The sequence below is a fragment of the Paraburkholderia eburnea genome, from assembly GCF_002917095.1.
GTDB lineage: Bacteria > Pseudomonadota > Gammaproteobacteria > Burkholderiales > Burkholderiaceae > Paraburkholderia > Paraburkholderia eburnea.
This window is the reverse complement of the sequence record NZ_PQGA01000002.1, coordinates 50,948-76,469: the sequence shown is the minus strand read 5'-3', so window position 1 is coordinate 76,469 and position 25,522 is coordinate 50,948. Positions and strand designations below refer to the sequence as shown.

Sequence of the window (25,522 nt, the reverse complement as noted above, 5' to 3'; positions counted from 1 at the left end):
ACGCTACAACGATGCGTGATTGCGCGCACGGGCTGGATTGCGCTTTCGCCTGGCATACGTTGTCGCGTCCGGCGTGCGCTTCGTGAGCGCGCGCCGCTTATCGGGGGCCGCGATTATCGCTCAGTTGACGCTCGATGCGCGCTCGCCGCCGCCTTCTCCTTGCGAAAAACCACCGTGAAATTATTCGCCGGCATGGGCACGACGGCCTCGCAGACGAAGCCTTCGGCGCGCGCGAGCGCCTCCACGGCTTCGAGATCGCGCACGCCCCATGCCGCGTCGCGCGCACGCAGATCGGCGTCGAAGGCGTCGTTGGACGGCGCCGTATGCGCGCCGTCGCGCCGGTACGGTCCGTACAGCACCAGCGCGCCGCCCGGCGCGACGCGCGCGCCCGCGCCTTTCATCAGCGCAATCGTCGCCTCCCACGGCGCGATGTGAATCATGTTGATGCAGACGATGGCATCGACCGCGTCGATCGGCCAAGGCTCGTTGCGTACGTCCAGGTCGAGCGGTGCGCGCAGATTCGCCAGGCCCGCGTGCTCGCGCCAGGCGGCAATGGAGGCGCGGGCACGCGGATCGGCGTCGCTCGGCTGCCAGTCGAGGCCGGGCAGCGCCGCCGCGAAATGCACGGCGTGCTGGCCCGTGCCGCTCGCAATCTCCAGCACCGTGCCATGCGCGGGCAGCGCCGTGCGCAGAACGTCGAGGATCGGTGCGGCGTTGCGCGCGGCGGCGGGTGCGGTGAGGCGCAGGCTGGCTTGAGGGTCGTTCATGGTGTTCCGGAGAGTTTCAGTACAGGCTCTTTTTCATGCGCTCGGCGAGATCGGCTTCGTAGCGCTCGACGTCGAAGCCCTCGCCGTATTGCTCGTCGCTCACGCGGCGCAGCATCTCGCCCGCGCTCGGCAATTGCGAGCGCGCCACATGACGCGCCGGGTCCCAGAGATTCGAGCGCGCGATCGCCTTGGCGCAGTGAAAGTACACGCTTTCGACCTCGATCAGCAGCACCGAGCGCGGCGCCTTGCCGTCCACGGCGCAGCTTTCGAGCAGTGCGGCGTCGAGGCTCACGCGCGCGCGGCCATTCACGCGCAGCGTCTCGCCGACGCCCGGCACCATGAACAGCAGGCCGACCTGCGGCGCGGCCACGACGTTGCGCAGGCTGTCCACGCGATTGTTGCCGGGCCGGTCGGGCAGCGCGAGCGTGCGCGAATCGAGGATGCGCACGAAGCCGGGCGCATCGCCGCGCGGCGAGCAGTCGAGCCCGTCGGGGCCGCCCGAGGCCAGCACCACGAACGGCGACAGCTCGATGAAACGGCGATAGTCGGCGTTGAGGTGGTCGATTTCCTTGCGCAGCGAGCGTTCGTTCGGCGCGCCGTAGTGGGCTTCGAGTGCGGCGGTCGTGTTCAGCATGGAGCACATCCTCGTCGATTGGCGGATTGAGCGGATCGATTGGCGCTGATCGGCGCTGATCGGCCGTGATTTGCGGCCGTAAGACGATGCAGGTGAAACGCGGCTCAGACCGCGAGGCGCGCCACCAGCGCTTCGAGCGTGGCCGCGCAGGGCGCCGCCACCTTGAGCGCAAGCAGCGGATCGGCGCGCGTTTTGCCGAGGTTGATGGCCGCGATGGGCTTGCCGCGCTGCTGCGCCCACGCGCAGAAGCGATAGCCCGAATACACCATCAGCGACGAGCCGACCACCAGCACCGCGTCCGCCGCGTCGAGCGCCGCCGACGCCGCGGCCACGCGCTCGCGCGGCACGTTCTCGCCGAAAAACACCACGGATGGCTTGAGCATGCCGCCGCAGGCCGCGCACGCGGGAATGTCGAAGGCGTGGGCGCCGTCGAAGTCGAGATGGGCATCGCCGTCGGCGGCCGGTTCGGCGAATGCGCCCGCAATCGCGGGATTGCGCGCCACGAGCTGCGGCTGGATCGACGCGCGCGAGTACTGCGCGCCGCAATCGAGACAATGCACGTGGCCGATGCTGCCGTGCAGTTCGATCACGTCGCGGCTGCCCGCGCGCTGATGCAGGCCATCGACGTTCTGGGTAACGAGCGCGCCCACGCGCTGCGCCGCATCGAGTTGCGCGAGCGCGCGATGCGCGCCGTTGGGCTGGGCAAGGCCCACGGTCGGCCAGCCGATCATGCTGCGCGCCCAGTAACGGCGGCGCCAGCTTTCCGAACCGAGGAATTCTTGCAGCGTGATGGGCGGCGAACGCTTCCAGGCACCGTTATCGTCGCGATAGCCGGGGATGCCCGAGTCGGTGCTGATCCCCGCGCCAGTCAGCACGAACAGGCGCGGATGACGCTCGACGAAGACCTGCAGCGCGTCGAGATCGGCGGGATTGACGGCGATGAGCGGGGCGGTATCGGTTTCGGACATGACTCGGCTCGGCGTGGGGATCGGGATGCGTGTCAGCCGGTGGCTTTTGCGGGCGGCTTTGCTGCCTCGCGTTCCGCTTGCCGCCTTTCCCAGGCCGCCAGTTCGGCGCGCCAGCGGGTCACTTCGTCGTTGTACAGATCGAAGATGCACGGGTCGCAGCCGCTTTGGCAACAGGCGTTGTCGTCGGGCCGTTCGGGCGGCTGCGGACGCGGATCGTCCTCGGGACTCGAAGGTAAAGACATTGGGGAGAAGCGTTTTGGGGCTGAACGCGCTCCAGTATACGGGAGCGCGCGCAGGCGCGTTGGGCGCCCCGATGACGCCCCAGCGCCCCGACACTATCCCCGCCCCACGAACGGCATCTTCGTTGCCATGATCGTCATGAACTGCACGTTGGCGGCGAGCGGCAATTGCGCCATGTGCAGCACCGCATCGGCGACCAGTTCGACGTCCATCAGCGGCTCGACCGCGATCTCGCCGTTCGCTTGCGGCACGCCGCGCGCCATCCGCTCGGCCATTTCAGTGGCCGCGTTGCCGATGTCGATCTGCCCGCAGGCGATGTCGTAGCGCCGCCCGTCGAGCGAGACCGATTTCGTGAGGCCGGTGATCGCGTGCTTGGTGGCCGTATACGCGATGCTGAACGGTCGCGGCGCATGCGCCGAAATCGAGCCGTTGTTGATGATGCGCCCGCCCATCGGGCTCTGGCGCTTCATCAGCGCAAACGCCGCGCGCGTGCACAGGAACACGCCGGTCAGATTGGTATCGACCACCGCGCGCCAGTCCTCGACCGACAGTTCGTCGATCTCCACTGCCTTGGCGTTGCGGCCTGCGTTGTTGAACAGCAGATCGAGACGGCCATAACGCGCGCGCACGGTCTCGAAGAGCGCTTCGACGGCGGCGGCGTCCGTCACGTCGCAAGGCGCGGCCAGCCCTTCCTGGCCTGCCGCGCGTGCCTCGGCGGCAAGCGTTTCGAGCGGTTCCGCGCGCCGCCCCACCAGCACGACCGCATAGCCGTTCGCCAGCAGCTTGCGCGCACAGGCACGCCCAATCCCGCTTCCCGCGCCGGTCACGAGCGCGATCTTGCGCGCGGCTTGCGTGGTTTGTCGCGTGGTTTGCTCCGCTTCAGTCATCGTCCTTGCCTCCGTTCGAAATCATCCGTTCGCTCATGCCGCGAGCCGCGCGCGCAACACTTCCACGAACGCCCTGCCCGCCTGCGAATCCATGCCGCCATCGCGCCACACCGCGAACACGCCGACCGTCAATTCCGGCTCCACCCGACGGATCGCCACCGGCTCGCCCGCGCTGCGCGCCGTGATCTCGTCGAGCAGCACGCGCCCGACGCCACGCGCCGCGAGCGAGCGCGCCACATACCACGTCTGCGCCTCGACGGCGGCGAGCTGTCCATCCACGCCCTGCGTTTCGAGCAGATGCCCGATGGCCTCGCCCAGCGGATCGACATTGCCGATGCTGATCCATTCGCCCGCGACGCAATCCGCAAGCGCGAGCGGCCTATCCTCCGGCGAGGGATCGTCGGGCGGCGCCACGCACACCACGACCGTGCGCCCGAGTTCGAACGCTTCGATGCCGGGCCGCGCCGGCGGGTTGAGCGCGACGCCCACGTCCAGCTCGCGCGTGAGCAAGGCGTTGAGCAGCTCGGCCGTGTGGCGCGTCTGGATCTTGAGCGAGACATCCGGATAGCTCGCGCGAAACGCCTCGACGGCCTGCGGAATCAAGCTCATCCCGAGGCTCGGCAGGCAGCCGATACGCAACAATCCTTGCGGACGCAACGAAAGATTGCGCGCGAGATCGCGGATGCTATCGAGATTCGATTGCAGCTTTTGGGTTTCGGCGAACAGCAGTTCGGCTTCGCGTGTCGGTTGCAGGCGGCCGTGCGTGCGCGCAAACAGCTTGAGGCCCGCGCTGCGCTCGGCATGCGCGAGCACCTTGCTCACGGCGGGCTGCGAAACGCACAACAACTCGGCGGCCTTCGAGAGCGAGCCCGTGCGCATGATCGCGTGGAAGACTTCGATGTGACGTAGACGCATGAGGCGCGAGCCGTATGCGAGCGGGCGCGCAAGCGCGGCCCGCATACGGCGAAACAAAAGCGCAAGGATAGCGCGTTCACGTCGTTCGACGCATACGCCGGAGCACGAAAAGCCACGCGCAGCAATCAGACGCGGAAATCGGCGGCCATGTCCTCGTCGCCGCGCGCGGAGATCTCGCCGTTGCGCGCCGCTTTCAGGAACACGTCGTAGTCACGCTCCACCTGGTCCGCGTACGCCGCGCCATAACCGCTAAGCGCTTCCGCAAACTGGTCGCTGCGGCCAATATACGCGGCGATTTCAATGGCCGAGTTGCCCGACTTCGCATGCGCGCGCGCCATCGCCCAGCCGCAAAGACGCGCATAGCCCGCGAGCAGCGTGCTGTCGAGCAGATCGAGTTCGACCGAGAGCTTCATGTCGCGCAACTGGCGGAAATAGAAGTGCCGCCCCGACGGCCCCGTCGACCAGCCGAGAAACAGATCGCTCGCCGCCTGCAGCAGACGCTGCCCCTGCACGACGCGCGCGCCTTCGTGCTTGAACGCGGGCGACTTGAAATACTGCGAAATCACGGAGCGGCGCGCCTCTTTGATCTGCAGGAACAGCGGCTTGTCATGATGATCGACGAGCAGCATCACGAGGCAGCGCGTGCCCACGCTGCCCACGCCCACCACCTTGAAAACGAGGTCCTGAATCTCGAAGTGCTCCAGCAGTTCGCGGCGGTCAGGCGCGAGCGTCTTCAGATAGGCATCGTAAGTGGGCATGATGAGCGCGCGCCAGTCGCCGAGCGTGAGCCAGTTGTCCTCCGATTCATAAAGCGAATTCGGGCCGTGGACATGAAAGAGCGCGGGCGGCGCGTCGCGAATGGTCCAGTGCGTGCCATCGCGATACGCCAGCTTTTCCAGCATGCTTTCGTGCGTGCGGCCCGCGGCCTTCTCCATGCCGCGCCGGATCAGTCTGCGGCCCTCCGGCGTGAGCGCGCTTTCCGCCATGCGGTCGAAGGTAATCTTGTCGTACCAGAGTTCGAGCGCGCCGTATTCCGAGTACTGGCGCATGCGGTCGCGATAGGTATTCACGACCGTCATGACCAGATCCTCCGCCACGCCGCGCGAGTAGCGCATGTGCCGCGCCGCCACGACGAAGCTCGCCACCAGGCGCTTGAGATCCCACTCCCACGGACCGGGCGCGACTTCGTCGAAATCGTTGAGATCGAACACGAGCTGGCGCTCGGGCGTCGCAAAGCCGCCGAAATTCAGCAGATGGCCGTCGCCGCAAATCTGCATCGCCATGCCGGTGTTCGGCACCTGAGCGAGGTCGTGCGCCTGCAACACGGCGCTGCCGCGAAAGAACGTGAACGGCGAAACAATCATGCGCCCGTAACGCAGCGGCAAGAGATTGGGCACACGGCCCTCGCCGCTTTGCTTGAGCAGCGCGAGCGGATCGCGCTTGAGCTCGCCCACCATGCGGTGGCTCGAACGCTTCGCCTTCTCGCGCGCGGCGCGTCCGGCCGCTTCGCGTTCCGCAACGGTCCTTCCATTCATGAACTGCTCCCGTTTCTGAGGGTGTTCGTGGATGCCGTGATTCGTTCCGCATCGTCGCGCGTTCGTCTGACAGAAGTGCGCGCCTGCCGTATTTAATCGTGTGGCCCTCTTTTACGCAAGCGCGTGCCGCACAGCCAGTAAGCGCCGCGAATCCCATAAGTCATTCCTGATGATTCGGCGGATAAACTTTAACTGTCGTTAATCGATGGCTGCCCCTATGCTCGAACCATCGTCCGTCTGCGCGACGCACTGGACAAACGGACAAGCGGTTTTCAACGTCATTGGGGAATCACATGAAAATCTGCATCTTCGGAGCGGGCGCGATCGGCGGCATGATGGGCGTGCAGCTTGCCCGCGCAGGCGCCGACGTGAGCTTCGTCGCGCGCGGTCCGCATCTGGCCGCCATGCGCGAACACGGCGCGCGCCTCTTGATGGACGGCGAGGAATACGTCGCAAAGGTTCGTTGCACGAACGATCCGCGTGAGCTGGGCGTGCAGGATGTCGTGATCGTCACGCTCAAGGCGCATTCGGTCGCGGGCGTGATCGACTCGATGCTGCCGCTGATCGGCAAACATACCGCCATCGTCACGGGCACCAACGGCATTCCCTACTGGTATTTCCATCGGCACGGCGGCAAGTTCGAAGGTACGCGGCTCGAAAGCATCGATCCCGATGGCGCGCAGTGGACGCGCCTCGGCCCCGAGCGCGCGATTGGCTGCGTGCTCTATCCCGCCGCCGAGATCGATGCGCCGGGCGTGATCCGTCACGTGTACGGCAAGAAGTTTCCCATCGGCGAGCCGTCGGGCGAGCGGACGTCGCGCGTCGTGCAGTTGCAGGAAGCCATGACGGCGGCGGGCTTCGACGCGCCGATCCGCGACAACATCCGCGACGAAATCTGGCTCAAGCTGTGGGGCAATCTCTGCTTCAACCCGATCAGCGCGCTCACGCACGCGACGCTCGACGTCATCACGCAGGATCCGGCCACGCGTGCGGTCGCGCGCACGATGATGCTGGAGGCGCAGCGCATCGCCGAGCATTTCGGCGTGCATTTTCGTGTGGATATCGAGCGGCGCATCGATGGTGCCGGCGCGGTGGGCGCGCATAAGACGTCGATGCTGGTCGATCTGGAGCAGCGCAGACCGATGGAGATCGATCCGCTGCTGACCGTCGTGCAGGAAATGGGAATGCTGGTGGGCGAGGCGACGCCCGCTATCGATACGGTGCTCGCACTCGTCAAGCAGCGCGAACAGATGATGAAACTTGCGGCTTGAAATGCAGCGCTGAAATCAGAAGGCCGCGCGAAAGCGCGGCTTTTTTATTGTGCCCATTGCATTCATTGCGCGATCGAATCGATGAGTTGCCGTTCTGGCGTATCGGAATGATCGGCGCGCCTCGCGGCGATAAACTCCGACCACGCGGCCTGGGCACACGGACGCAAGGAGCGATGACGCCGCCGCACGATCAGCGTGCTCACCGGCACGACCGGATGCAGCACACGCACGACAAGCGACCCCGCCGGCGCGGGCCAGTGGCAGACTTCATCATCGGCAGGATCGCTGCACACTGGCAGAATGCCGACGCCCATTCCCAGCGCCGACATGCGAGATACCCCAGCTATTTGGGCGAGTTCCTGCACACGATACCCTGGCGCACGCACCTCATCGAGCACACGCATCACCGCGTTGCGATAACCCGAGTCGCGATTGAGCGTGATGAGCGCTTCATCGGCGAGTGCGCTCCAATGCAGCGGGCCACATAATGCAATATGATGTTGTGCGCGCAACAATGCGCACAAAGGCGTCGCCGCTATCGTTTGCACATCGAACTGGCCGCCTGCGAGCCGCGCGGCAGGCACAACCTCAGCGATGACACCAAAGTCCACTTCGCCCTGCTCGACGGCCTGCAAGACCGCTTCCTGCGGCATGTCCTGCAACTGCAGCGTGACGGCCGGCAATGCCGCGGTGCAACGTGCGATCGCGCCAGGCACCCAGCCCGACGACAAGGCCGGATTGCTCGCCACCGTCACGACGCCGCGATACGCCTGATGGGCATCTCGGCCCTCGCTCAAGGCCATGTCGATTTCGTCGAGCAGGTGTGCGATGCGCCGCTCGAAGCCGCTGCCCGCCAGCGTGAGTTCGACCTGTCGTGTAGTGCGATCGAAGAGCTTAAGATCGACGGCCTCTTCGAGTTCGCGCACGCAGCGGCTCACCGCCGATTGCGTGAGACCGAACTCGCGCGCCGCGCGCGTGAAGCTGCGCGAACGCGCGACCGCGACGAAGACCTTGAGCTGCTGGAGCGAAACGTTCATCGACATCGGCGGATCAGTTCGTTCTCAATGCTTTATTCGCCGGTCTGATTGGGCCAGTGCTGGAGCGCGCCGGAGTTCGTCGCGAGCGTGGTCGATGGCGTTTCGCCGCTCTGCTTTTCGCCGTTCTGCTCGATCAGACGTTGGCGCATTGGGGCGAGAATGAATTTCGCGCTTACGCCCGCGGCAATCGTGACAATCGCCGCGACGATAAACACCGCGCTCCAGCCGCCCGTAGCCGAGAGCACGGAGGCCACCGGCACAAGCAGCGCTGCCGTGCCCTTGGCCGTATAGAGCGTGCCCGCGTTGGCCGCGGCGAACTTGCTGCCGAAAGTATCGGCGCAAATGGCCGGGAAAATCGAAAAGATCTCGCCCCAGAACAGGAAGATCAGCGCGGCGAAAGTCATGAACGCATAGGGGTTCGTGCCGTACTGCATCATGCCGAGCAGCGCGAGGCCCTCGCCCACGAAGATGATGAACATGGTGTTTTCGCGGCCGATCTTGTCGGAGATGAAGCCGCACAGCGGACGCGTGAAGCCGTTGCAGATATTGTCGATCGACAACGTGAGCGTGAGCAGCGGCAGCGTCGCGCCGAACACGGTCATGGGAATGCGCGCGAGCCCCCAGTCCTTCGCAATCGGCCCGATCTGCGCCGTCGCCATCAAACCGCCGGCCGCAACCGCCACGAACGACACATAGATAATCCAGAATACGGGCTGCCGCACCATCTGCGCAGGCGTGTAGTCGACGCGCGAAACGAGCCGCCGCGCAGCGCCGGCAGCACGCGGCACCGGCTTCACGAGCAGGAAGGCCAGCACGAGAATGGACGCGCCTTGCAGGATGCCGAAGAAAAGAAACGTGTGCTCGTAGCCCGAGCGCGTGATCATGTTGGCAATCGGAATCACGGTGACAGCCGCCCCCGCGCCAAAACCCGCCGCCGTGAGACCCGCCGCCAGCCCGCGCCGATCCGGAAACAGCTTGAGCGCGTTGCCCACGCAGGTGCCATACACGCCGCCCGCGCCAATACCCGCGATCACCGACGACGCGTAGAGCATCGGCAAAGTGGTCGCGTATGAATTGAGCACCCAGGCAAGGCCCGCGCAGATCGCGCCAACCGCAACGACCGGGCGCGGGCCGAACTTGTCGACCAACCAGCCTTCGACCGGCACGAGCCAGGTTTCGGTGAGGATGAAGATCGAGAACGCCAGTTGAATCGAGGCTTCGCCCCAGTGATGGCGCGCATTCATCGGCGCGACGAACAACGTCCACGCGTATTGCAGATTGGCGACGAGCGCCATGCATAGCATGCCGACTACCAGTTGACACCAGCGGTTCGTCCAGAACGGACCGCCTTCGCTCCTCTGACCGATTGCATTCATCTCGCTTGTCTCCGCTATCCATTCATGGGAGCCGGTGCTTCTGCCGGCCTGTATAGTCTTCAGCTTATGGTTCTGAATCTGATCCCTGGTCTTATTCAATTCGTCACACGACAATTCAAATGGAAACGCGTGTGGCCGCTTTGATTCGCTGCTATCACCTGAAGCGTGAAATGGCTTAAAAGGCAGTCGCCTGATCCGGGTTTTCCCGCTATAAACACGGGTTTAATGTCGATTTACGCGTTAACCCGCAAGCAATACACGAGGCATTCTGACTCCTTTCAACTCATGCTAGGGTGAATGCTCAATTACTCACAATTAAAGTTTGTTAGTATGTGGATTCACCATCCTTTATGGATCGGCCATGACCATGCGGAACGCCACGCTGCGCCAGTTGAAGGTCTTCGAGACCGTGGCGCGCCACCTCAGTTTTTCGCGTGCCGCGGAAGAGTTGCACCTCACTCAGCCAGCCGTTTCCACCCAGGTCAAGCAGCTTGAGGAGCACGCTGGACTGCCGCTCTTCGAACAACTCGGCAAGAAGATCTACCTCACGCCTGCTGGCACGGAGATGCTTCATTACAGCCGCGCGATCATGCAGCAGTTCCATGAAGTCGACGAAGCCATGAGTCAGCTAAAGGGCGTCTCCGGCGGCAAGCTCAATGTGGCGGTGATCAGCGCGGGCGACTACTTCTTTCCGCGCCTGCTCGCCGAATTCACGCGGCGTTACAAGGGCGTCGAACTCAATCTCTCCGTGCACAACCGTGAGCAATTGCTGCATCAGCTTTCGACCAATCAAACCGATCTCGCGATCATGGTGCGGCCTCCGCACGCGACGGACGCGGTCAACGAAACGTTTGCGCCTCATCCCTATGTGATCGTCGCCGCGCCTACGCATCCGCTTGCGCACAAACGCGGCATCAAGCTCAGCACGCTCGCCAACGAGGCGTTCATCGTGCGCGAGCGCGGCTCGGATACATGGAATTCGATGGAAGAAGGTTTCGCGGGCAAGCTCACGAACCTGAAGATCGCGATGGAAATTCACAGCACGGAAACGATCAAACAGGCCGTGATCGCAGGCATGGGCATCGCGTTTCTATCGGCGCATACGATCAGCCTGGAACTGCAGGTCGGCCACCTCGCCGTGCTCGATGTCGAGGGCTTTCCCGTCATGCTCAACTGGTATGTCGTGCACCGCAAAAACAAGCGTCTGCCGCCCGTTGCGCTCGCGTTCAAGCGCTTCCTCACGGAGGAAGGCGCGCAACTGATCGAAAACATTACACAAGTCTCACAGGCCTCACTTCATAAGTAAGGCACTATGGTTACGGGCGTAACGTTTACGCTTGATTAATGATTGACGCAATTCTGCGTGATCGCCGCCTTCGGCGGGGAGAATCGCGCGAGGCGTGGTGGATTTTATGCAATGTCTGCGTGGGCGGCTCGTACATGGGAATCCAGTCATCGAAGCCCGCCGGTTCGTAAGCGGCCGGGCCGGATGCGGCCACCAGCCACGCATCGGGCACGCAGACGAAGCGCTCTGGCGCGGATCGCTTCAATACGTCGTGCGCGGCGTGTACGACGCGTGTGCTGGAATAGCGCCGCGCGCGGTTCATCACGCGCGCGCCCAGCGCTGCGGCTAGCACGCATGACGCCCCCAGCGCGGAAACAGTGAACTCCATAGAAACCGGCTCTGAAGCGATGCCCACGCCAAGCACGACGATCAACGCGAGCGCCGTGAAATGCAATGTGCGCTCGCCTCGACTCAACGGGAATCGCTTGCGTGGAATCGTTCGCGTGTTGCACGCCTGGCGCAAAGCCGTGACGCCCGCGCCGAACGCCAGCGCGCCCAGCATCGCGGTCATATATAGCGCCATGCGTGTGCCATCGCCGTGTAGCGGCAGCAGCCTGCATGTAACGCTCGCGCTTGTGGCCGCGAAGCCCAGCGCGCAACCCAATGCAGGAATCGCACGTGATCGCCGCGTCAGATCGCTGCGCGCAGTCAGCCAGAGGCCAACGAGCGCCCCCGATTCCGCCGCCGCTACGGCAACGGCTTTGCCGGTAAAAAGCGCCGCCAGCACGCCCGGCGCGACAATCACTAGTAGTCCGAATAAAATCGAGATCAATACATGCCGTGACGGCTCGGCTTTGCGTGTGCAGCATGGCTTCACACGAACCGGTGCATGTCGCGCCCATTCCGGCGCAAGCGCCGCCAATTGTGCAAATGCACAGGCAAACCAGGCGAACAGCATTGCACCGCCCAGAGATAGCGCTGCGTCGGCCAGGTGCTCCGGCATCTCGTCTCCTCGTGTGTCACGTCGTGGGCGCTGCCGCCGCGCTCAGACCACGCGCGCGTCTTCGCTTTGCGTCTGCCGTGCGGCCACGGGCGAGTGCAGCGTGTTCGCAAGCGTACCGATGCCTTCGATCGTGACTTCCACCGTCGCGCCCTCGCCGATCGAGCCCACGCCCAGCGACGTCCCGCACGCGATCACGTCGCCCGCCTCCAGCGTGAGATCCTGCGAAATCAGGCTGACCTGCTGCGCGGGCGTGAATACCATGTCATCGAGCGGATAGTTCTGTCGCTCGACACCATCGAGCAAGGTCACGACGCTCGCATCACGCCAGTCGAAGCCCGAAACAATGGCCGGTCCCAGACAGCAGAACGTATCGAATCCCTTTGCGCGGCACCATTGCGGGAAGTGCGGATTTTCGGCCAGCAGTCCCGCAGCGGTCACATCGTTGACGACGGTGTAGCCGAAGATCGCAGCCTGCGCCTCTTCCAGGCTCGCATTGCGGCAGCGCTTGCCGATCACGATGCCGAGTTCGCCTTCGAAGACGATTTTTCCCGCATAGTGGGCCGGCCTCAGAATCGTTTCACCCGAGCCGATCACCGATTCCGCAGGCTTGATCAGAAAGAGCGGATGATCCGGCACCGGCTTCTCAAGCTTGCGGGCGAGCGCGTGGAAGTTGTTCCAGAGCGCAACGACCTTGCCAGGCGCACAAGGCGCGAGCGGCGTCAGCGCGCGCAGCGAGAGCACCGCCCCCGTCGGCACCGGCTGATCCAGCCCTTCGTATTCGTGCAGATAACCGTTTTCGACGCGACCGAACACGATGCTGCCGTCGTTCGCCATCAAGCGCATCCATGTATCCATGCTCTGCTCCATCGGTTCGTGTATTCGTTGTGCGTGCATCTAGATCGCGCCGGAAGCCCGCAGCGAACGGATCTCGGTTTCGCTATAGCCGAATTCGGCGAGCACTTCGTCGGTGTGTTCGCCCAGCATCGGCGAGCGCGTGACGTCGGTGGGACTATCCGAAAGCTTGATCGGATTGCCGACCGTGAGGTACTTGCCGCGCACCGGATGCTCGACTTCGACGATCGTGCCGCTCGCGCGCAGCGACGCATCGTTGGCAATTTCCTTCATCGAGAGAATCGGGCCGCAGGGAATGTCGTGGCGATTGAGCACGGCCATCGCCTCGAACTTGGTGCGATGCATGGTCCAGTGCTCGATTTCCGCGAAGATCTCTTTCAGATGCGGCAGGCGCGCGCTCGGCGTGGCGTAGCGCGGATCATCGATCCACTCCTCGCGGCCGATCAGCTTGCAGATGCGATCCCAGACCGGCGCCTGGGCGATGAAATAGATGTACGCGTTCGGGTCGGTCTCCCAGCCTTTGCATTTGAGGATCCAGCCCGGTTGGCCGCCGCCCGACGCATTGCCCGCACGCGGCACGGCATCGCCGAAGAGCGCATTGGGAAATTGTGGGTACTCCTTCATGACGCCGGTACGCTCCAGCCGCTGCTGGTCTCGCAGCTTCACGCGGCAGAGATTGAGCACGCCGTCCTGCATGGCCGCCAGCACCTTCTGGCCGCGCCCCGTATGCGTGCGCTGAAAGAGCGCCGTGACGATGCCGAGCGCCAGGTGCAACCCCGTGCCGCTATCGCCGATCTGCGCGCCCGACACCACGGGCGGACCATCATCGAAACCGGTCGTGGAGGCCGCGCCGCCCACGCACTGCGCAACGTTTTCATAGACCTTGCAGTCCTCGTACGGCCCCGGACCAAAGCCCTTCACCGAGGCCACGATCATGCGCGGATTGAGCGACTGGATGTGCTCCCAGCTAAAGCCCATGCGATCGAGCGCGCCAGGCGCGAAATTCTCGACCAGCACGTCGCATTCGCGAATCATGCGCTCCAGCACGCGCTTGCCCTGCGGATTCTTCGTGTCCAGCGTGAGCGAGCGCTTGTTGCCGTTGAGCATCGTGAAGTAGAGGCTGTCCGCGTCCGGGAGATCGCGCAGTTGCTCGCGCGTGATATCGCCCGCGCCCGCGCGCTCCACCTTGATGACATCGGCGCCGAACCATGCGAGCAGCTGTGTGCAGGTCGGGCCTGACTGCACGTGAGTGAAGTCGAGAATGCGCACGCCATCCAGTGCCTTGCCCATGTCATGTCTCCTTGATTAGTCGTGGCCGGGCGAGAGAAACGAAATCGGTGAGAAGCCTTCGGGGTGTCCGTTTTCAATACGGTATGTGATATATCACAACGAAGCAAGAGCGGGTTTATCCGCCGGAACAACGCGTCGATCCGGCTGTCTGCCTTCTCCGGTATGGCTTTGTCGCGAAAATAGAGGAATTGCTGCGGCGCATGAACGGGAAAACCCCGACGCCTTGTCGTGCAGATATTTCAGATTCGGTGCGCGGGATGCAAGGACTGTGGCCGAGCCTTGATGCGCATAAAGTTTTGATGGAATCGCGTCGGAGCCGCCTGTACACAGACGGCGCCTCAACGAAAACGGGAGACCCGAAGGTCTCCCGCTGGCAACGCTGTACGCCTTGGCGGAAAGTCCGCCGCGCGCCGCTCAATCCAGAAAGTCGCAATTCTTCTCGACGAAAACGGCAAGATCAAGCGAATGCTGGCGCACGAGCCGCTCGGCAAGCTCGGTGTCGCGCTTTTCAAGCGCTTCGATGATACGCAGGTGATCGACGATCGAGCGCGATGCGCGGTCGCTCTGCGAGATCGTCATGCGGCGAATCGCGCGCACGTGCACGAAGATGTTCTTGATGGTGTCGAGGATGATCTGCGACTTCGACAGCTCGACGATCGCCTGATGGAAGGCGATATTGGCGTCCGAGTACTCGGCGATATGCTCGGCCGGCGTACTGTCGCGGAAGGCGTCAAACATATGGCGCAGCCGGGCGATTTCCTCGTCGCTCGCGTGCTGCGTCGCGAGACGCGCGGCCATGCTTTCGAGCGCGGCCCACATCTGGATCATCTCGACGATCTCGCGCTTGTTCTTGCGCACGATGTAGATGCCGCGGCGCGGCACCATGCGCAGAAAACCTTCCTGCTCCAGCAGCGTCATAGCCTCGCGCACGGGCGTGCGGCTCACGCCGAGTGTTTCGCTCAGCACACGCTCGTCCAGGCGGATTTCCTCACGCGACTGGTAGATGTCGGCGTCGGCGATGGCCTGGCGCAACATCGCGTAGGCCTGATCGCGCAGGCTCAGCGAGGCATTGATGGGTTGCAGCGCCAGCGTAAGCGGCGCGGCGTCCCGGGTGGCGACGGCTTCGGTGTGTTCTGACGACATTCAATGCCCTTTAACCAATGCGACCTACCTGCGGCCCGATCTTTGCGCCGACGTGCGAACGGACTTGCTGACGAACCGGCTGAACGCGTGACGCTTCGCTCAATTCTGCGAAACGGCCATGCTGGCCCGCCTGATCGATCACCGACTGCGGCAGCCATTTGGCGATCATAACCGTTGCAGCCGCGCCAAGACCCACCACAGCCGCGCTGAAGAGAGCGAGAGAGACGAAATCCATTTGAAGCTCCGCATAATTGAGTCATCGAATGACTGAATCATATGCTGCGTCGCGACAAAAATCAATATTCTGTATGTGATATATCACAAACAAAGATTCGCTTTGTGGTCTCTTCGATACAACCCGGCGCAAAGCGGCAAAAAATCATGCTGAACCAAACTCGCTGGCACGGCAAGAGGGTCATACCGGTTCGTGGCGATCCCTCTTCGGCGTCTTGCCTGAAAACCACCAACGCCGGAGCAAATACGGTTGACAGCGCAAATAAAGTCCCCGTACATTCGATTCATGCACACCTTTGCCGCCCTTCCCCACACGACCGCGACTAATCGCCCGTGGCATATGCCGAAACACGGCATGGCACGGGGGAATGTGTGCGTATAGGCAATCCAGGCAGTCTGTCGTTACGCAAACCACAAGCCCCGCCGAATCGACGGGGCTTTTTGATTTGTGGGTGGCAGAAGTAACGCTCCGTCCGTCGGCTCTAGAAATGGAGAACACGATGGATCAAGCTTCACAGCAGGACGCCGCCGGCGCCTGTCCTGCCGCCTTGAGTCTCGATGGTTTCGACCGTCGCGATCTTTTCGACCGCATCCTGCCCGACGCGGCGTTGCCCGCGCAGTCGATCCACTTCGCCGTGCCCGCCGGACAGACGCTGACCTGGCGCGTGGCCGCCGACAGCATCGTGCGCGTCCACGGCGCGCGCATCTGGCTCACGCGCGCCCGCTCGCCCTACGATCACTGGCTGAACCCCGGCGACACGCTGCGCGTCCTGCGCGGCGAGCGGCTCTGGATGAGCAGCGATCCGTCAGCCGGATTCGCCTTCGATAACGAATTCCACACCGCGCGCATCACGATCACCAGTGCCTGGCGGCCGCCGCTGGCCGGTGCGCGTCGATTCGTCGAGCGCTGCATCGCCCGGCTCTCATCGCTGATGCCGCGCCGGGTGCGCTAGCCACGGAAAAACGCCGGACGCACCTCGAATCGGCGCGCCCGGCGTCGGTACTTCTCACGCCGTCGTCAGAACTTGTGACGCAGGCCCAGATTGATCATGGTCTGCGACGACGTCCCGTTGTAACCATAAGAGCCAATCGACGCCTCAGCCGGCATCGACCCGCCCGAGCCGTCGCCCTGATCGCCGCTCGCGTGCTGCCAGGCCGCCGTCATATAGAGATCGGTACGCTTGGACAGGCTGTAGTCCGCGCCGATCGACACCTGATGGTAAGTCGCATTGGTGTCGCCATTGGCATGCGTGTAGCTGTAGCCCAGGCCCAGCAGCAGCGCCGGGCTCAACTGGTAATTCATGAAGCCCTGGCCCGTGTTGTACTTCTCGGTATCGCGGAACACCGAAGCCGCGTCCGGAGCGTACTGCGCGTTGCTGTAACCCAGCCCGAAGGTAAACAGGTTCAGCGAGTACTGCGCCGCCACGCGTGCGATCGAAAGTGAGTGAGCGCTCGCATACCCAGTGTTGATCGGGCCGTCGAAGGTGCCGTCCGAGGTGCTGCTCCAGCCGTCCGTGCGCACGCCCAGACCCGCCGGGCTGTTGGCCGCGTAGAAGTAGCCGCCCGCGAGCGCGATCGGCCCGTTGTTGTAGGCGACGGCCGCCGAGTACGACTGCTCGGAGCCGGTCGTGCCCGCGATCCCGCCGAACGAATACATGGCGGCGGCCTGCAATCCATTCCAGACGGGCGTGGTGTATTTGACCGCGTTATTCACGCGGAAGCTGTTGTCGTAGTTGTCGACGTCGCCAGCGGTCGCGAACACCGAGCCGAAGTAGTTATCCTCGGTGATGCCCTGCACGAGATCGATCAGCGGATCGTACTGGCGGCCCAGCGTGAGCGAGCCGTATTGCTCGGCGGTCAGGCCGACGTAAGCCTGGCGGCCAAACAGCCGCCCGCCTTGCGCCGAGGAGCCCGTCGAAGGATTGAAGCCGCTCTCCAACTGGAAGATTGCCTTGAGGCCGCCGCCCAGATCCTCGGCGCCTTTCAGGCCCCAGCGCGAGCCGGACAGATTCCCGTAGCTGCTGTTGCCGAGCGTCCAGAGATTCTTGCTGCCGTCGGCATGATTGACATAGGTAATCGAAGTGTCGATGGTGCCGTAGAGCGTGACACTGGTCTGGGCCTGCGCCGCGCCGGCGGCGCCGAGCGCGACGAGCGAAAGCGAAGTCAACGCGAGTCTCTTCACGTCATTCTCCTTGTCGACCGGAGGCGGCGCCCCGATCCGATGCAAGACCCTATGCGGAATCTCAAGCCACAAGATCCCGGTGCAGTTCACATCAATTGACTGAATCAGACTAACTCCACCGCGACGCGAAGTAAAAGAATTAAAAAGCGTGTCTCGATTTGGTAACAGCGGATTCAGAAAGGGTTGCCGCCTGCCGTAATGCATTAAGTCGCGCGACGAAGCAATGCGCCGCAGCCAGGGTGCCCTTTGTTGGAAACGTCACGTTAATTGCGACGCGTGTAGCATGGCGGCCGACTCCCGCCCTTGTTCGCCCTTGCTATTAGCCGCCGATTTTCGCGATCAATATCTATTGGGTTTGCAAACCAGGAAATTCCGATAAGTTGCGCCGAAATCGCCGATCAACGAACGTCAATGCGTAAAATGCCGTCCGAACACGCCAATCTGGCGAATTTTCATTCGACCCGTTGGGCGTTTTCTTTAGCCACTTAGTCAACCATCCGGACGCCCCGCGCGTTTGCTGCTTTACCAGTCATTTACCAAACGTTTACGTTTTCGCTCGATGCAGCGGGCCGCCAGCCTGGTCCGCCGCCCGGAACGTAACGTCCAAACATGCGATGCCGCCCCCGGGGACGCCAGCACGGCGCCTGGGCGGCATCCGGGAATCGCCGGACCGACCCATGCTCCAATCGCCTCCATCGCGCCTCGCGCGCGCCGCCGTCGTGGCGCTGCGCCGCCGTGCCCGCGTCCTGCGCCTGCAGCGTTTCGCGGCGCCGGCTCTGGCGCTCGGCATCTGCGCGCTGCTGCTGATCGTGTTCCAGCACCTGTCGAAGTCGGTGGACTATCGTTCGGTCATCCGCCAGCTCTGGCATCTGTCCCCAAGACAATGGACCGGCGCGCTCGGCGCCACGGCGCTTAGCTTCGTCGCGCTTGTCGGGCGCGACGCCGTCGGCCTGCGCTATCTCGGCGCGCGCGTCTCGCGTGGCGCGCTGTGGGTGGGCGCGATCGCCGGCTCGGCGCTCGGCAACGTGACGGGCTTCGGCGCACTCACTGGCGGCGCCGTGCGCTGCCGCGTGTACGGCCCCGCTGGCGTCACGCCCGCACAGATCGGCCGCATGACGGTGTTCACGAGCGTCACGCTCGCCATCGCGCTTGCGCTGATGACCGCGATCGGCATGGTCGCTTCCGCCGACACGCTTTCGGGCCTGCTGCACCTCACGCCCGACGCCCTGCGCTGGATCGGCGGCAGTGTGCTCGCGCTCGGCGCCGCGATGATCGCCGCCTGCCCCGCCCGCGCGCGCGAGATCGCGCCCTTCAAGCGCGCCTGGCTGAGCTTCACGGTGCCTGCGCGCCGCGACCTCGTCGCGCAGTTGCTGCTCGCCGCGCTCGACGTGGTGGGCGCGGGCCTCGCGCTCTGGTCGGTGATGCCGCACGCCAACCTGAATTTCGCCGATTTCCTGACCGTCTACACCGCCGCCATGCTGCTCGGCCTGATCGGCCATACGCCCGGCGGCATCGGCGTGTTCGAGGCAGCGATGGTATTCGCGCTCGGCGCAAGCGTGCCCGGCTCGAAAGTGTTCGCCGCGCTGCTGGCCTATCGCGCGATCTACTTCGGCGCGCCGCTCGCGTTGTCGGCCGCGCTGCTCGCCGCGTTCGAAGGCCGTGCGCTCAAGAATCCGCTCAACACCACGTTCGCCCGGCGCGGCGCCGACGGCGTCTCGCAACTCGCGCCGCTGTTCCTCGCCATCGTCACCTTCGTGACGGGCAGCATGCTCGTGATTTCGGGCGCGACGCCTGCGTTCGCCAAGCGCATCGCGCTTTTGCAGACCTTCCTGCCGCTCTGGGTGCTGGAAAGCTCGCAACTGCTCGGCAGCCTGTTCGGCGTGCTGTTGCTGTTCGTCGCGCGCGGCCTGCTGCGCCGCCTCGACGCTGCCTGGTGGCTCGCGCTCATACTCGCCGTCGCCAATCTCGCGCTCTCGCTCACCAAAGGCCTGGCCTTCGTCGAAGCGGGCGTGCTGTGCGTGCTGATCGCGCTGCTCATCGCCACGCGCGGGCGCTTCAATCGCCATTCGTCGCTGTTCGCGGAACGCTTCACGCCCGCGTGGCTCGCCTCGGTCGGCTGCGTGATCGCGCTGGCCGTGTGGGTGCTGCTGTTCGCGTTTCGCGATGTCGAATACTCGCAGCATCTGTGGTGGCAGTTTGCCTTCGACGGACGCGCGCCGCGTGCGCTGCGCGCGACGCTCGGCGCGGGCGTGTTCGCCGCGGCACTGGCGTCGTGGCAGCTGCTGCGCCCGGCGGCGGGCCGCTTCGTGATGCCGCCGAGCGAAGATCTGGCCGAAGCCGCGCGCATCGTGCGCGCGCAGGAGCGCAGCGACGCGGGCCTCGCGCTGATGGGCGACAAGAGCTTCCTGTTCTCGCAGTCGCGCAACGCCTTCCTGATGTACGCCAAACGCGGCCGCACGTGGGCCGCGCTGCACGATCCGGTCGGCCCGCGCGACGAATGGCCCGCGCTGATCCGCGAGTTCGTCTCGCTCGCGCACACGCACGGCGGCCGCGCCGCGTTCTACCAGGTGCGCGCCGACGCCCTGCCGCTCTATCTCGACGCGGGCCTCACGCTGATGAAGCTCGGCGAGGAAGCGCGCGTGATGCTGCAGGAATTCGATCTGAAGGGCCCGCAGCGCGCGCATCTGCGCTATGCGCTCAAGCGCGGCGAACGCGACGGCTTCTCGTTCGAGAACATCGAGCCGGCGCAGATGGCCGACAGCCTGCCGGTACTGCGCGCGATTTCGGACGCGTGGCTCGAAGACCGCGAAGCGCGCGAGAAGAGCTTTTCGGTGGCCGCTTTCGAGGACGATTACCTCGCTGCGCAGAACGTGCTGCTGGTGCGCCAGAACGGCGCGCCGCTCGCCTTCGTCACCTTCATGACGACCGATCTGAACACCGACGCGACGGTGGGCGTCATGCGACATCTGCCGGGCGCGTCGCCCTACGCGATGGAGTATCTGTTCACGCAGCTCGCGCTGCATCTCAAAGCCGCCGGGTATCAGTCACTCTCGCTCGGCATGGCGCCGCTGTCCGGCATGGGGCCGACGCCGCTCGCGTCGTCGTGGCACCGTCTGGCCGGGCTGATCTGGCGTTTCGGCGGCAAGTTCTACAACTTCCGGGGGCTGCGCGGCTTCAAGAACAAGTTCGCGCCGCGCTGGGAACCGCGTTATCTGGCCGCCTCGGGCTCGATGAGCGTGTTCATCACCCTCGCTGATCTTTCGTTGCTGGCAGGAGGCTGGCGTTCATGATTCATCGCATTTTCTCGCTGCCGCGCACGGCTGTTGCGGCGGCGGGCGCAGTATGGCTTTCGCTCGGCGCCATGTCGGCTCATGCAACCGAAGCGCCGGTGCATAGCGCCGTCACACATGTGTCCGGCGGCCGTTACGGCGACGTCGCCGTGACGCGCCCCATCGGCGCCATGCGCGGTTTCACCGTGCTGTTCTCCGCAGGAGAGCACTGGGATGCCGACGACCAGATCCGTGCCGACGCGCTCGCGCATCACGGCGCGCTGGTCGTGGGCGTGGACCGCGAGCGTTACGCGACGAACCTCACGGCGCTCAAGACCGAGACCTGCCACAAGCTCTATAGCGACGCCGAAGCGCTCAGCCATCAACTCGAACGGCAGGAAGCGTCGAGCCAGTATTTCGCGCCGATCGCAGTCGGCAGCGGCGAAGGCGCGTTGATCGCGCAGCGCATGCTCTCGCAGGCGCCGGCCAACACGATGGCGGGCGCGGTATCGCTGGACCCCGCCGCGAAACTCGACGCGCGCTTCGCGCCCTGCCCCGCCGACCCCACGCTCTCGCGCGGCAAGGGACTGCCGGGCTTTCTCGAGCAAGGCATGACGACGGTTGCGGGCGCAACCAAAGCGCCGGTAGGATCGACGGCAGGCGCCGCGCCGCGCGCGTTCGCCGCGAACCTGAGCGACGCGGACAAGCTCGCCGCGCTCACCGCGCCGCATCTGCATCTGGCCTCGGAAAACGAGGAAGACGTCTCCGACCTGCCGCTCGTCGAGCTGCCCGCCGCGCAGCCGACCGACATGCTCGCGGTGGTGATCTCCGGCGACGGCGGCTGGCGCGACCTCGACAAGACGATCGCGGAAGCCCTGCAAAAGCAGGGCATTTCGGTAATCGGCTGGGACGCGCTGCGCTACTTCTGGAGCGAGAAGTCGCCCGCGCAGACGAGCCACGACCTCGCACGCGTGATCAACACCTATGCGTCGCGCTGGCACGCGAAGCACATCGCGCTGGTGGGCTACTCGTTCGGCGCCGACGTGATGCCGTTCGCCTATAACCGCCTGCCCGACGCGCTGCGCGCGAAAGTTTCGTACATGTCGCTGCTGGGCTTTGCGCCCGATGCGGACTTCCAGATCCGCGTGGTGGGCTGGCTCGGCATGCCGGCGAGCGACAAGGCGCTCAAGGTGCAGCCGGAACTCGCCAGGGTGCCGCCGTCGATCGTCCAGTGCGTTTATGGCACGGATGAAAAGGACACGCTTTGCCCGGCGCTGGCCAACACCGGCATCGATCTCGTCAAGACGAACGGCAGCCACCACTTCGACGGCGACTACAGCGCGCTCGCGGCGAAAATCATCGAAGGCTGGAAGAAGGAAATCGCAGTGCGGGGGTGAGGTGCGGCTTTTGTGGTTTGCTTGACTCAAGGCAGACTTTGGCCGACTATAACGCCACGCGTCATATGACGCGTGGCGTTATGCTTTGGCATGGCGATCCAAAACTTCGAAGACCGGGAAACCGCGCTCGTCTGGACAGGCGAACGCTCGCGGCACCTGCCTGCTGAAATGCAGCAGATTGCGCGCCGCAAACTGCGTATGCTCAATGCAGCGCACACGCTGTCGGATTTGCGTATTCCTCCGGCGAATCGGCTCGAACAACTGGAAGGCGACCGTACCGGTCACGACCGATGGCGCGTCTGCTTTCGTTGGCACAAGGGGAACGCCTATGACGTCGAGATCGTCGACTACCACTGAGGCGCTGACTATGAAAAAACTCGCGAACGTCCACCCGGGAGTCGTTCTCCAGGAGGAATTCCTCACACCGATGGACATGAGCCAGAACGCGCTGGCGCGCGCCATGAACGTCCCGCCTCGCCGCATCAACGAAATCGTCCACGGCGAGCGCAGCGTTAGCGCCGATACTGCGTTGCGCCTCGCCTTCGTCTTCGGCACGACGCCGCAGTTCTGGATGACGCTGCAGACCGACTACGACCTGGAAGAAGCGGCGCGTCACGTCAGGCTCTCCGATCTGCGCCGCCTCGCGGCCTGAGCCGCCCGCGCCGATCGTCCTCCCGGTCACGCGCCGTAGCGTGAAGTGTGGCGCGCCCGCAATCTCCGCACAAAAACTACACGAAAAACCACGCGAAAAAAAACGCCGACCACTGGCCGGCGTCCGCATAGGGCATCCCGCGGCAAAAACTTATGCGACGGCGGCAGCCGCCTTGGCATCCTCTTCCTCGTCGACCGACGAGCGGATCAGGTAATCGAACGCAGCCAGCGAGGCCTTCGCGCCTTCGCCCACGGCGATCACGATCTGCTTGAACGGCACGGTCGTCACGTCGCCGGCGGCGAACAGACCCGGCACCGACGTCTGGCCCTTCGCGTCCACCTCGATCTCGCCGTGCTTCGACAGCGCCACCGTGCCCTTCAGGAATTCGGTGTTCGGCACGAGACCGATCTGCACGAACACGCCTTCGAGTTCGACGTGACGCCTTTCGCCCGAAGTGCGTTCGAGGAACGCGAGACCCGTGACCTTCTGGCCGTCGCCGGCAATTTCCGTGGTCTGCGCATTCACGTGCACCGTGACATTCGGCAGGCTGCGCAGCTTGCGTTGCAAGACTTCGTCCGCACGCAGTTGCGCGCCGAATTCAAGCAGCGTGACGTGGCTCACGATACCGGCGAGATCGATCGCCGCTTCGACGCCCGAGTTGCCGCCGCCGATCACCGCCACGCGCTTGCCCTTGAAGAGCGGGCCGTCGCAGTGCGGGCAGTACGCCACACCCTTGTTCTTGTACTCCTGCTCGCCCGGCACATCGACATTGCGCCAGCGCGCGCCGGTGGCCAGCACCACGCTCTTCGCGCGCAGCGTCGCGCCGCTTTGCGTGCGCACTTCGAAGCCCTTGCCCGTCGGCACCACGGCATCCGCGCGTTGCAGGTTCATGATGTCCACGTCGTAGGCGCGCACGTGCTGTTCGAGCGCCGCCGCGAACTTCGGCCCTTCTGTTTCCGTGACCGAGACGAAGTTTTCAATCGCCATCGTGTCGAGCACCTGGCCGCCGAAACGCTCGGCCAGCACGCCCGTCCTGATGCCCTTGCGCGCCGCGTAGATCGCAGCCGCGGCGCCAGCGGGACCGCCGCCGACGATGAGCATGTCGAAAATGTCCTTCTGATTCAGCTTTTCGGCAGCGCGCGCCGAAGCGCCCGTGTCGAGTTTGGCGAGAATTTCTTCCACGCCCATGCGGCCCTGGCCGAACACTTCGCCGTTCAGGTAGATGGTCGGCACGGCCATGATCTGGCGCTTCTCGACTTCATCCTGGAACAGCGCGCCGTCGATCGTGACGATCTGCACGTTCGGGTTGAGCGACGCCATCGCGTTGATCGACTGCACGACTTCCGGGCAGTTCTGGCACGACAGCGACATATAGACTTCGAACGAGAACACGCCGTCGAGCGACTTCACCTGCTCGACCGTTTCGTCCTCGAGCTTGACCGGGTGGCCGCCCACCTGGAGGAGAGCCAGCACGAGCGACGTGAATTCGTGGCCCATCGGGATACCGGCGAACGTGACCTTCACGTCCGAATTCGCACGCTTGATCTCGAACGAAGGGGTACGCGCGTCGCCAGCAGCGGCGCCACGGCGTTCTTCGTAACGGATGCGATCCGAAAGCGATGCGATGTCCTGCAGCAGTTGCTGCAGTTCCTGCGACTTCTCGCCGTCATTCAGGAACGCAGTGATCTCAATCGACTGCGTGACTTTTTCGAGGTAGCTTTTCAGTTGGGTCTTGAGATTTGCGTCGAGCATGGCGTTTTCCGGCTGGAGAAGAAGCGGGGGAATTCTTGGGTTATTGCTCAGTATTGCCTGGCATTTTCGCCGCTACGCTTTTGGCGTTTCTGGCGAACAGGGGATCCGGGCCACGGCCGCGTGGGTGCGGCCCGGAGATACAGCTAGTGAGACTTCAGCGCTACATGACCCATGCGGCGGTTAGTGCGACCGCATCGGCCCAACAACGCTTAGATCTTGCCGACGAGGTCGAGCGACGGCTTGAGCGTTTCTGCGCCCGGCGTCCACTTGGCGGGGCAAACTTCACCCGGGTGCGATGCGACGTACTGAGCTGCCTGAACCTTGCGCAGCAGTTCCTTTGCGTCACGGCCGATGCCGTTGTCGTGGATTTCGCACAGCTTGATCTCGCCTTCCGGGTTGATCACGAACGTGCCGCGCAGTGCCAGACCTTCTTCTTCGATCATGACGTCGAAGTTGCGCGTGATTGCGCCCGTCGGGTCGCCAACCAGCGGGTACTGGATCTTGGCGATCGTGTCCGACGTGTCGTGCCATGCCTTGTGCGTGAAGTGCGTGTCGGTCGACACACCGTAGATCTCAACGCCAAGCTTCTGGAATTCTGCGTACTGGTCAGCCAGGTCGCCGAGTTCGGTCGGGCACACGAACGTGAAGTCAGCCGGGTAGAACACGACGACCGACCACTTGCCCTTCAGGTTTTCTTCCGAGACCGGAACGAACTTACCGTTGTGGTATGCGGTTGCCTTGAACGGCTTGACTTGCGTGTTGATGAGAGACATGCGGTGTTTCCTCGCTCTGGGTTGGAAAAGGTATGGACGAAGATTACGGGAACTACGCCC

At 64.1% G+C, this 25,522-nt stretch carries 24 protein-coding genes; 7 read left to right on the top strand and 17 right to left on the bottom strand.

Translation table 11 applies throughout. The annotated features are described in order from the left end of the window. Positions 1-113 precede the first annotated feature (113 nt). The 7 genes from B0G62_RS04765 to B0G62_RS04735 form a co-directional block, all read right to left on the bottom strand. On the bottom strand, positions 114-767 hold the full coding sequence (locus B0G62_RS04765) for a DUF938 domain-containing protein (protein WP_103703039.1): 654 nt from the start codon (positions 765-767) through the stop codon (positions 114-116). Between the two features lie 16 nt (positions 768-783). After that, positions 784-1,401: a pyridoxamine 5'-phosphate oxidase family protein gene (locus tag B0G62_RS04760; protein WP_103703038.1), complete on the bottom strand. Its 618-nt coding sequence runs from the start codon at positions 1,399-1,401 to the stop codon at positions 784-786. Positions 1,402-1,505: 104 nt separating this feature from the next. Beyond that, positions 1,506-2,369, bottom strand: coding sequence for an NAD-dependent protein deacetylase (locus tag B0G62_RS04755; protein WP_103703037.1), 864 nt, complete (start codon positions 2,367-2,369; stop codon positions 1,506-1,508). A 32-nt stretch (positions 2,370-2,401) separates the two neighbouring features. Continuing rightward, on the bottom strand, positions 2,402-2,611 hold the full coding sequence (locus B0G62_RS04750) for an oxidoreductase-like domain-containing protein (protein ID WP_103703036.1): 210 nt from the start codon (positions 2,609-2,611) through the stop codon (positions 2,402-2,404). 93 nt (positions 2,612-2,704) lie between these two features. Next, on the bottom strand, positions 2,705-3,496 hold the full coding sequence (locus tag B0G62_RS04745) for an SDR family oxidoreductase (RefSeq protein ID WP_103703035.1): 792 nt from the start codon (positions 3,494-3,496) through the stop codon (positions 2,705-2,707). Between the two features lie 33 nt (positions 3,497-3,529). Further along, positions 3,530-4,411 carry a LysR family transcriptional regulator gene (locus tag B0G62_RS04740; protein WP_103703623.1) on the bottom strand — a complete coding sequence of 294 codons (882 nt, stop codon included), beginning with the start codon at positions 4,409-4,411 and terminating at the stop codon, positions 3,530-3,532. Positions 4,412-4,536: 125 nt separating this feature from the next. Next, entirely contained in the window at positions 4,537-5,946 is a 1,410-nt protein-coding gene (locus B0G62_RS04735; RefSeq protein WP_103703034.1) for a DUF2252 domain-containing protein, read from the bottom strand. 293 nt (positions 5,947-6,239) lie between these two features. On the opposite strand from B0G62_RS04735, the gene B0G62_RS04730 reads away from it, so the two are divergent. Continuing rightward, positions 6,240-7,217: a 2-dehydropantoate 2-reductase gene (locus B0G62_RS04730; RefSeq protein WP_103703033.1), complete on the top strand. Its 978-nt coding sequence runs from the start codon at positions 6,240-6,242 to the stop codon at positions 7,215-7,217. A gap of 62 nt (positions 7,218-7,279) precedes the next feature. On the opposite strand, the gene B0G62_RS04725 is transcribed toward B0G62_RS04730, so the two are convergent. Both B0G62_RS04725 and oxlT read right to left on the bottom strand, forming a co-directional pair. Then, positions 7,280-8,254 carry a LysR family transcriptional regulator gene (locus B0G62_RS04725; protein ID WP_103703622.1) on the bottom strand — a complete coding sequence of 325 codons (975 nt, stop codon included), beginning with the start codon at positions 8,252-8,254 and terminating at the stop codon, positions 7,280-7,282. Positions 8,255-8,286: 32 nt separating this feature from the next. Then, positions 8,287-9,630 (bottom strand): oxalate/formate MFS antiporter, encoded by a 1,344-nt coding sequence (gene oxlT / locus B0G62_RS04720; RefSeq protein WP_103703032.1) that lies wholly within the window; start codon positions 9,628-9,630, stop codon positions 8,287-8,289. Positions 9,631-9,991: 361 nt separating this feature from the next. Here oxlT and B0G62_RS04715 point away from each other — a divergent pair, with 361 nt between their 5' ends. Next, the gene (locus B0G62_RS04715) at positions 9,992-10,936 is read left to right on the top strand and encodes a LysR family transcriptional regulator (protein WP_103703031.1); all 945 of its coding nucleotides are present in this window, start codon (positions 9,992-9,994) and stop codon (positions 10,934-10,936) included. Positions 10,937-10,961: 25 nt separating this feature from the next. On the opposite strand, the gene B0G62_RS04710 is transcribed toward B0G62_RS04715, so the two are convergent. The 5 genes from B0G62_RS04710 to B0G62_RS04690 all read right to left on the bottom strand — a co-directional run bounded on the left by B0G62_RS04710 (position 10,962) and on the right by B0G62_RS04690 (position 15,438). Beyond that, positions 10,962-11,918: a hypothetical protein gene (locus B0G62_RS04710; protein ID WP_146055198.1), complete on the bottom strand. Its 957-nt coding sequence runs from the start codon at positions 11,916-11,918 to the stop codon at positions 10,962-10,964. A 42-nt stretch (positions 11,919-11,960) separates the two neighbouring features. After that, positions 11,961-12,773, bottom strand: a complete 813-nt coding sequence (locus B0G62_RS04705) for a fumarylacetoacetate hydrolase family protein (protein ID WP_103703621.1) — start codon at positions 12,771-12,773, stop codon at positions 11,961-11,963. A 39-nt stretch (positions 12,774-12,812) separates the two neighbouring features. After that, complete coding sequence (gene frc / locus B0G62_RS04700) at positions 12,813-14,060, bottom strand: formyl-CoA transferase (protein WP_103703029.1); 1,248 nt, start codon at positions 14,058-14,060, stop codon at positions 12,813-12,815. Positions 14,061-14,474: 414 nt separating this feature from the next. After that, on the bottom strand, positions 14,475-15,203 hold the full coding sequence (locus tag B0G62_RS04695; RefSeq protein ID WP_103703028.1) for a GntR family transcriptional regulator: 729 nt from the start codon (positions 15,201-15,203) through the stop codon (positions 14,475-14,477). A gap of 10 nt (positions 15,204-15,213) precedes the next feature. Further along, positions 15,214-15,438: a hypothetical protein gene (locus B0G62_RS04690; protein ID WP_103703027.1), complete on the bottom strand. Its 225-nt coding sequence runs from the start codon at positions 15,436-15,438 to the stop codon at positions 15,214-15,216. A 499-nt stretch (positions 15,439-15,937) separates the two neighbouring features. Between B0G62_RS04690 and B0G62_RS04685 the strand changes: the two genes are divergently transcribed. Beyond that, on the top strand, positions 15,938-16,390 hold the full coding sequence (locus tag B0G62_RS04685) for a DUF2917 domain-containing protein (RefSeq protein WP_103703026.1): 453 nt from the start codon (positions 15,938-15,940) through the stop codon (positions 16,388-16,390). A 65-nt stretch (positions 16,391-16,455) separates the two neighbouring features. Here the strand turns inward: B0G62_RS04685 and B0G62_RS04680 are convergent, their stop codons facing one another. Beyond that, positions 16,456-17,619, bottom strand: coding sequence for a porin (locus B0G62_RS04680; protein WP_103703025.1), 1,164 nt, complete (start codon positions 17,617-17,619; stop codon positions 16,456-16,458). A gap of 677 nt (positions 17,620-18,296) precedes the next feature. On the opposite strand from B0G62_RS04680, the gene mprF reads away from it, so the two are divergent. The 4 genes from mprF (at position 18,297) to B0G62_RS04660 (ending at position 22,937) form a co-directional block, all read left to right on the top strand. Then, positions 18,297-20,909 carry a bifunctional lysylphosphatidylglycerol flippase/synthetase MprF gene (mprF, locus tag B0G62_RS04675; RefSeq protein WP_103703024.1) on the top strand — a complete coding sequence of 871 codons (2,613 nt, stop codon included), beginning with the start codon at positions 18,297-18,299 and terminating at the stop codon, positions 20,907-20,909. Continuing rightward, positions 20,906-22,285, top strand: a complete 1,380-nt coding sequence (locus B0G62_RS04670) for an AcvB/VirJ family lysyl-phosphatidylglycerol hydrolase (RefSeq protein ID WP_103703023.1) — start codon at positions 20,906-20,908, stop codon at positions 22,283-22,285. The genes mprF and B0G62_RS04670 overlap by 4 nt, the downstream gene beginning before the upstream one ends. 90 nt (positions 22,286-22,375) lie before the next feature. Further along, complete coding sequence (locus B0G62_RS04665) at positions 22,376-22,642, top strand: type II toxin-antitoxin system RelE/ParE family toxin (RefSeq protein WP_103703022.1); 267 nt, start codon at positions 22,376-22,378, stop codon at positions 22,640-22,642. A gap of 10 nt (positions 22,643-22,652) precedes the next feature. Continuing rightward, positions 22,653-22,937, top strand: coding sequence for a HigA family addiction module antitoxin (locus B0G62_RS04660; protein ID WP_103703021.1), 285 nt, complete (start codon positions 22,653-22,655; stop codon positions 22,935-22,937). Positions 22,938-23,087: 150 nt separating this feature from the next. Here the strand turns inward: B0G62_RS04660 and ahpF are convergent, their stop codons facing one another. Together ahpF and ahpC are read right to left on the bottom strand one after the other, a co-directional pair. Further along, on the bottom strand, positions 23,088-24,689 hold the full coding sequence (ahpF, locus tag B0G62_RS04655; RefSeq protein ID WP_103703020.1) for an alkyl hydroperoxide reductase subunit F: 1,602 nt from the start codon (positions 24,687-24,689) through the stop codon (positions 23,088-23,090). 209 nt (positions 24,690-24,898) lie between these two features. Next, positions 24,899-25,462, bottom strand: a complete 564-nt coding sequence (ahpC, locus tag B0G62_RS04650; protein WP_103703019.1) for an alkyl hydroperoxide reductase subunit C — start codon at positions 25,460-25,462, stop codon at positions 24,899-24,901. Positions 25,463-25,522 lie beyond the last annotated feature (60 nt).

Excerpts from the sequence above, each read along its gene's own strand:
- B0G62_RS04670 (WP_103703023.1), top strand. The coding sequence starts at position 20,906 with ATGATTCATCGCATTTTCTCGCTGCCGCGCACGGCTGTTGCGGCGGCG.
- B0G62_RS04690 (WP_103703027.1), bottom strand. The coding sequence starts at position 15,438 with ATGGATTTCGTCTCTCTCGCTCTCTTCAGCGCGGCTGTGGTGGGTCTT.
- B0G62_RS04735 (WP_103703034.1), bottom strand. The coding sequence starts at position 5,946 with ATGAATGGAAGGACCGTTGCGGAACGCGAAGCGGCCGGACGCGCCGCG.
- frc (WP_103703029.1), bottom strand. The coding sequence starts at position 14,060 with ATGGGCAAGGCACTGGATGGCGTGCGCATTCTCGACTTCACTCACGTG.
- oxlT (WP_103703032.1), bottom strand. The coding sequence starts at position 9,630 with ATGAATGCAATCGGTCAGAGGAGCGAAGGCGGTCCGTTCTGGACGAAC.
- B0G62_RS04705 (WP_103703621.1), bottom strand. The coding sequence starts at position 12,773 with ATGGATACATGGATGCGCTTGATGGCGAACGACGGCAGCATCGTGTTC.
- ahpC (WP_103703019.1), bottom strand. The coding sequence starts at position 25,462 with ATGTCTCTCATCAACACGCAAGTCAAGCCGTTCAAGGCAACCGCATAC.
- B0G62_RS04765 (WP_103703039.1), bottom strand. The coding sequence starts at position 767 with ATGAACGACCCTCAAGCCAGCCTGCGCCTCACCGCACCCGCCGCCGCG.
- B0G62_RS04750 (WP_103703036.1), bottom strand. The coding sequence starts at position 2,611 with ATGTCTTTACCTTCGAGTCCCGAGGACGATCCGCGTCCGCAGCCGCCC.
- B0G62_RS04745 (WP_103703035.1), bottom strand. The coding sequence starts at position 3,496 with ATGACTGAAGCGGAGCAAACCACGCGACAAACCACGCAAGCCGCGCGC.
- B0G62_RS04755 (WP_103703037.1), bottom strand. The coding sequence starts at position 2,369 with ATGTCCGAAACCGATACCGCCCCGCTCATCGCCGTCAATCCCGCCGAT.
- ahpF (WP_103703020.1), bottom strand. The coding sequence starts at position 24,689 with ATGCTCGACGCAAATCTCAAGACCCAACTGAAAAGCTACCTCGAAAAA.
- B0G62_RS04730 (WP_103703033.1), top strand. The coding sequence starts at position 6,240 with ATGAAAATCTGCATCTTCGGAGCGGGCGCGATCGGCGGCATGATGGGC.
- B0G62_RS04685 (WP_103703026.1), top strand. The coding sequence starts at position 15,938 with ATGGATCAAGCTTCACAGCAGGACGCCGCCGGCGCCTGTCCTGCCGCC.
- B0G62_RS04725 (WP_103703622.1), bottom strand. The coding sequence starts at position 8,254 with ATGAACGTTTCGCTCCAGCAGCTCAAGGTCTTCGTCGCGGTCGCGCGT.
- B0G62_RS04715 (WP_103703031.1), top strand. The coding sequence starts at position 9,992 with ATGACCATGCGGAACGCCACGCTGCGCCAGTTGAAGGTCTTCGAGACC.
- B0G62_RS04710 (WP_146055198.1), bottom strand. The coding sequence starts at position 11,918 with ATGCCGGAGCACCTGGCCGACGCAGCGCTATCTCTGGGCGGTGCAATG.
- B0G62_RS04660 (WP_103703021.1), top strand. The coding sequence starts at position 22,653 with ATGAAAAAACTCGCGAACGTCCACCCGGGAGTCGTTCTCCAGGAGGAA.
- B0G62_RS04740 (WP_103703623.1), bottom strand. The coding sequence starts at position 4,411 with ATGCGTCTACGTCACATCGAAGTCTTCCACGCGATCATGCGCACGGGC.
- B0G62_RS04665 (WP_103703022.1), top strand. The coding sequence starts at position 22,376 with ATGGCGATCCAAAACTTCGAAGACCGGGAAACCGCGCTCGTCTGGACA.
- mprF (WP_103703024.1), top strand. The coding sequence starts at position 18,297 with ATGCTCCAATCGCCTCCATCGCGCCTCGCGCGCGCCGCCGTCGTGGCG.
- B0G62_RS04695 (WP_103703028.1), bottom strand. The coding sequence starts at position 15,203 with ATGTCGTCAGAACACACCGAAGCCGTCGCCACCCGGGACGCCGCGCCG.
- B0G62_RS04760 (WP_103703038.1), bottom strand. The coding sequence starts at position 1,401 with ATGCTGAACACGACCGCCGCACTCGAAGCCCACTACGGCGCGCCGAAC.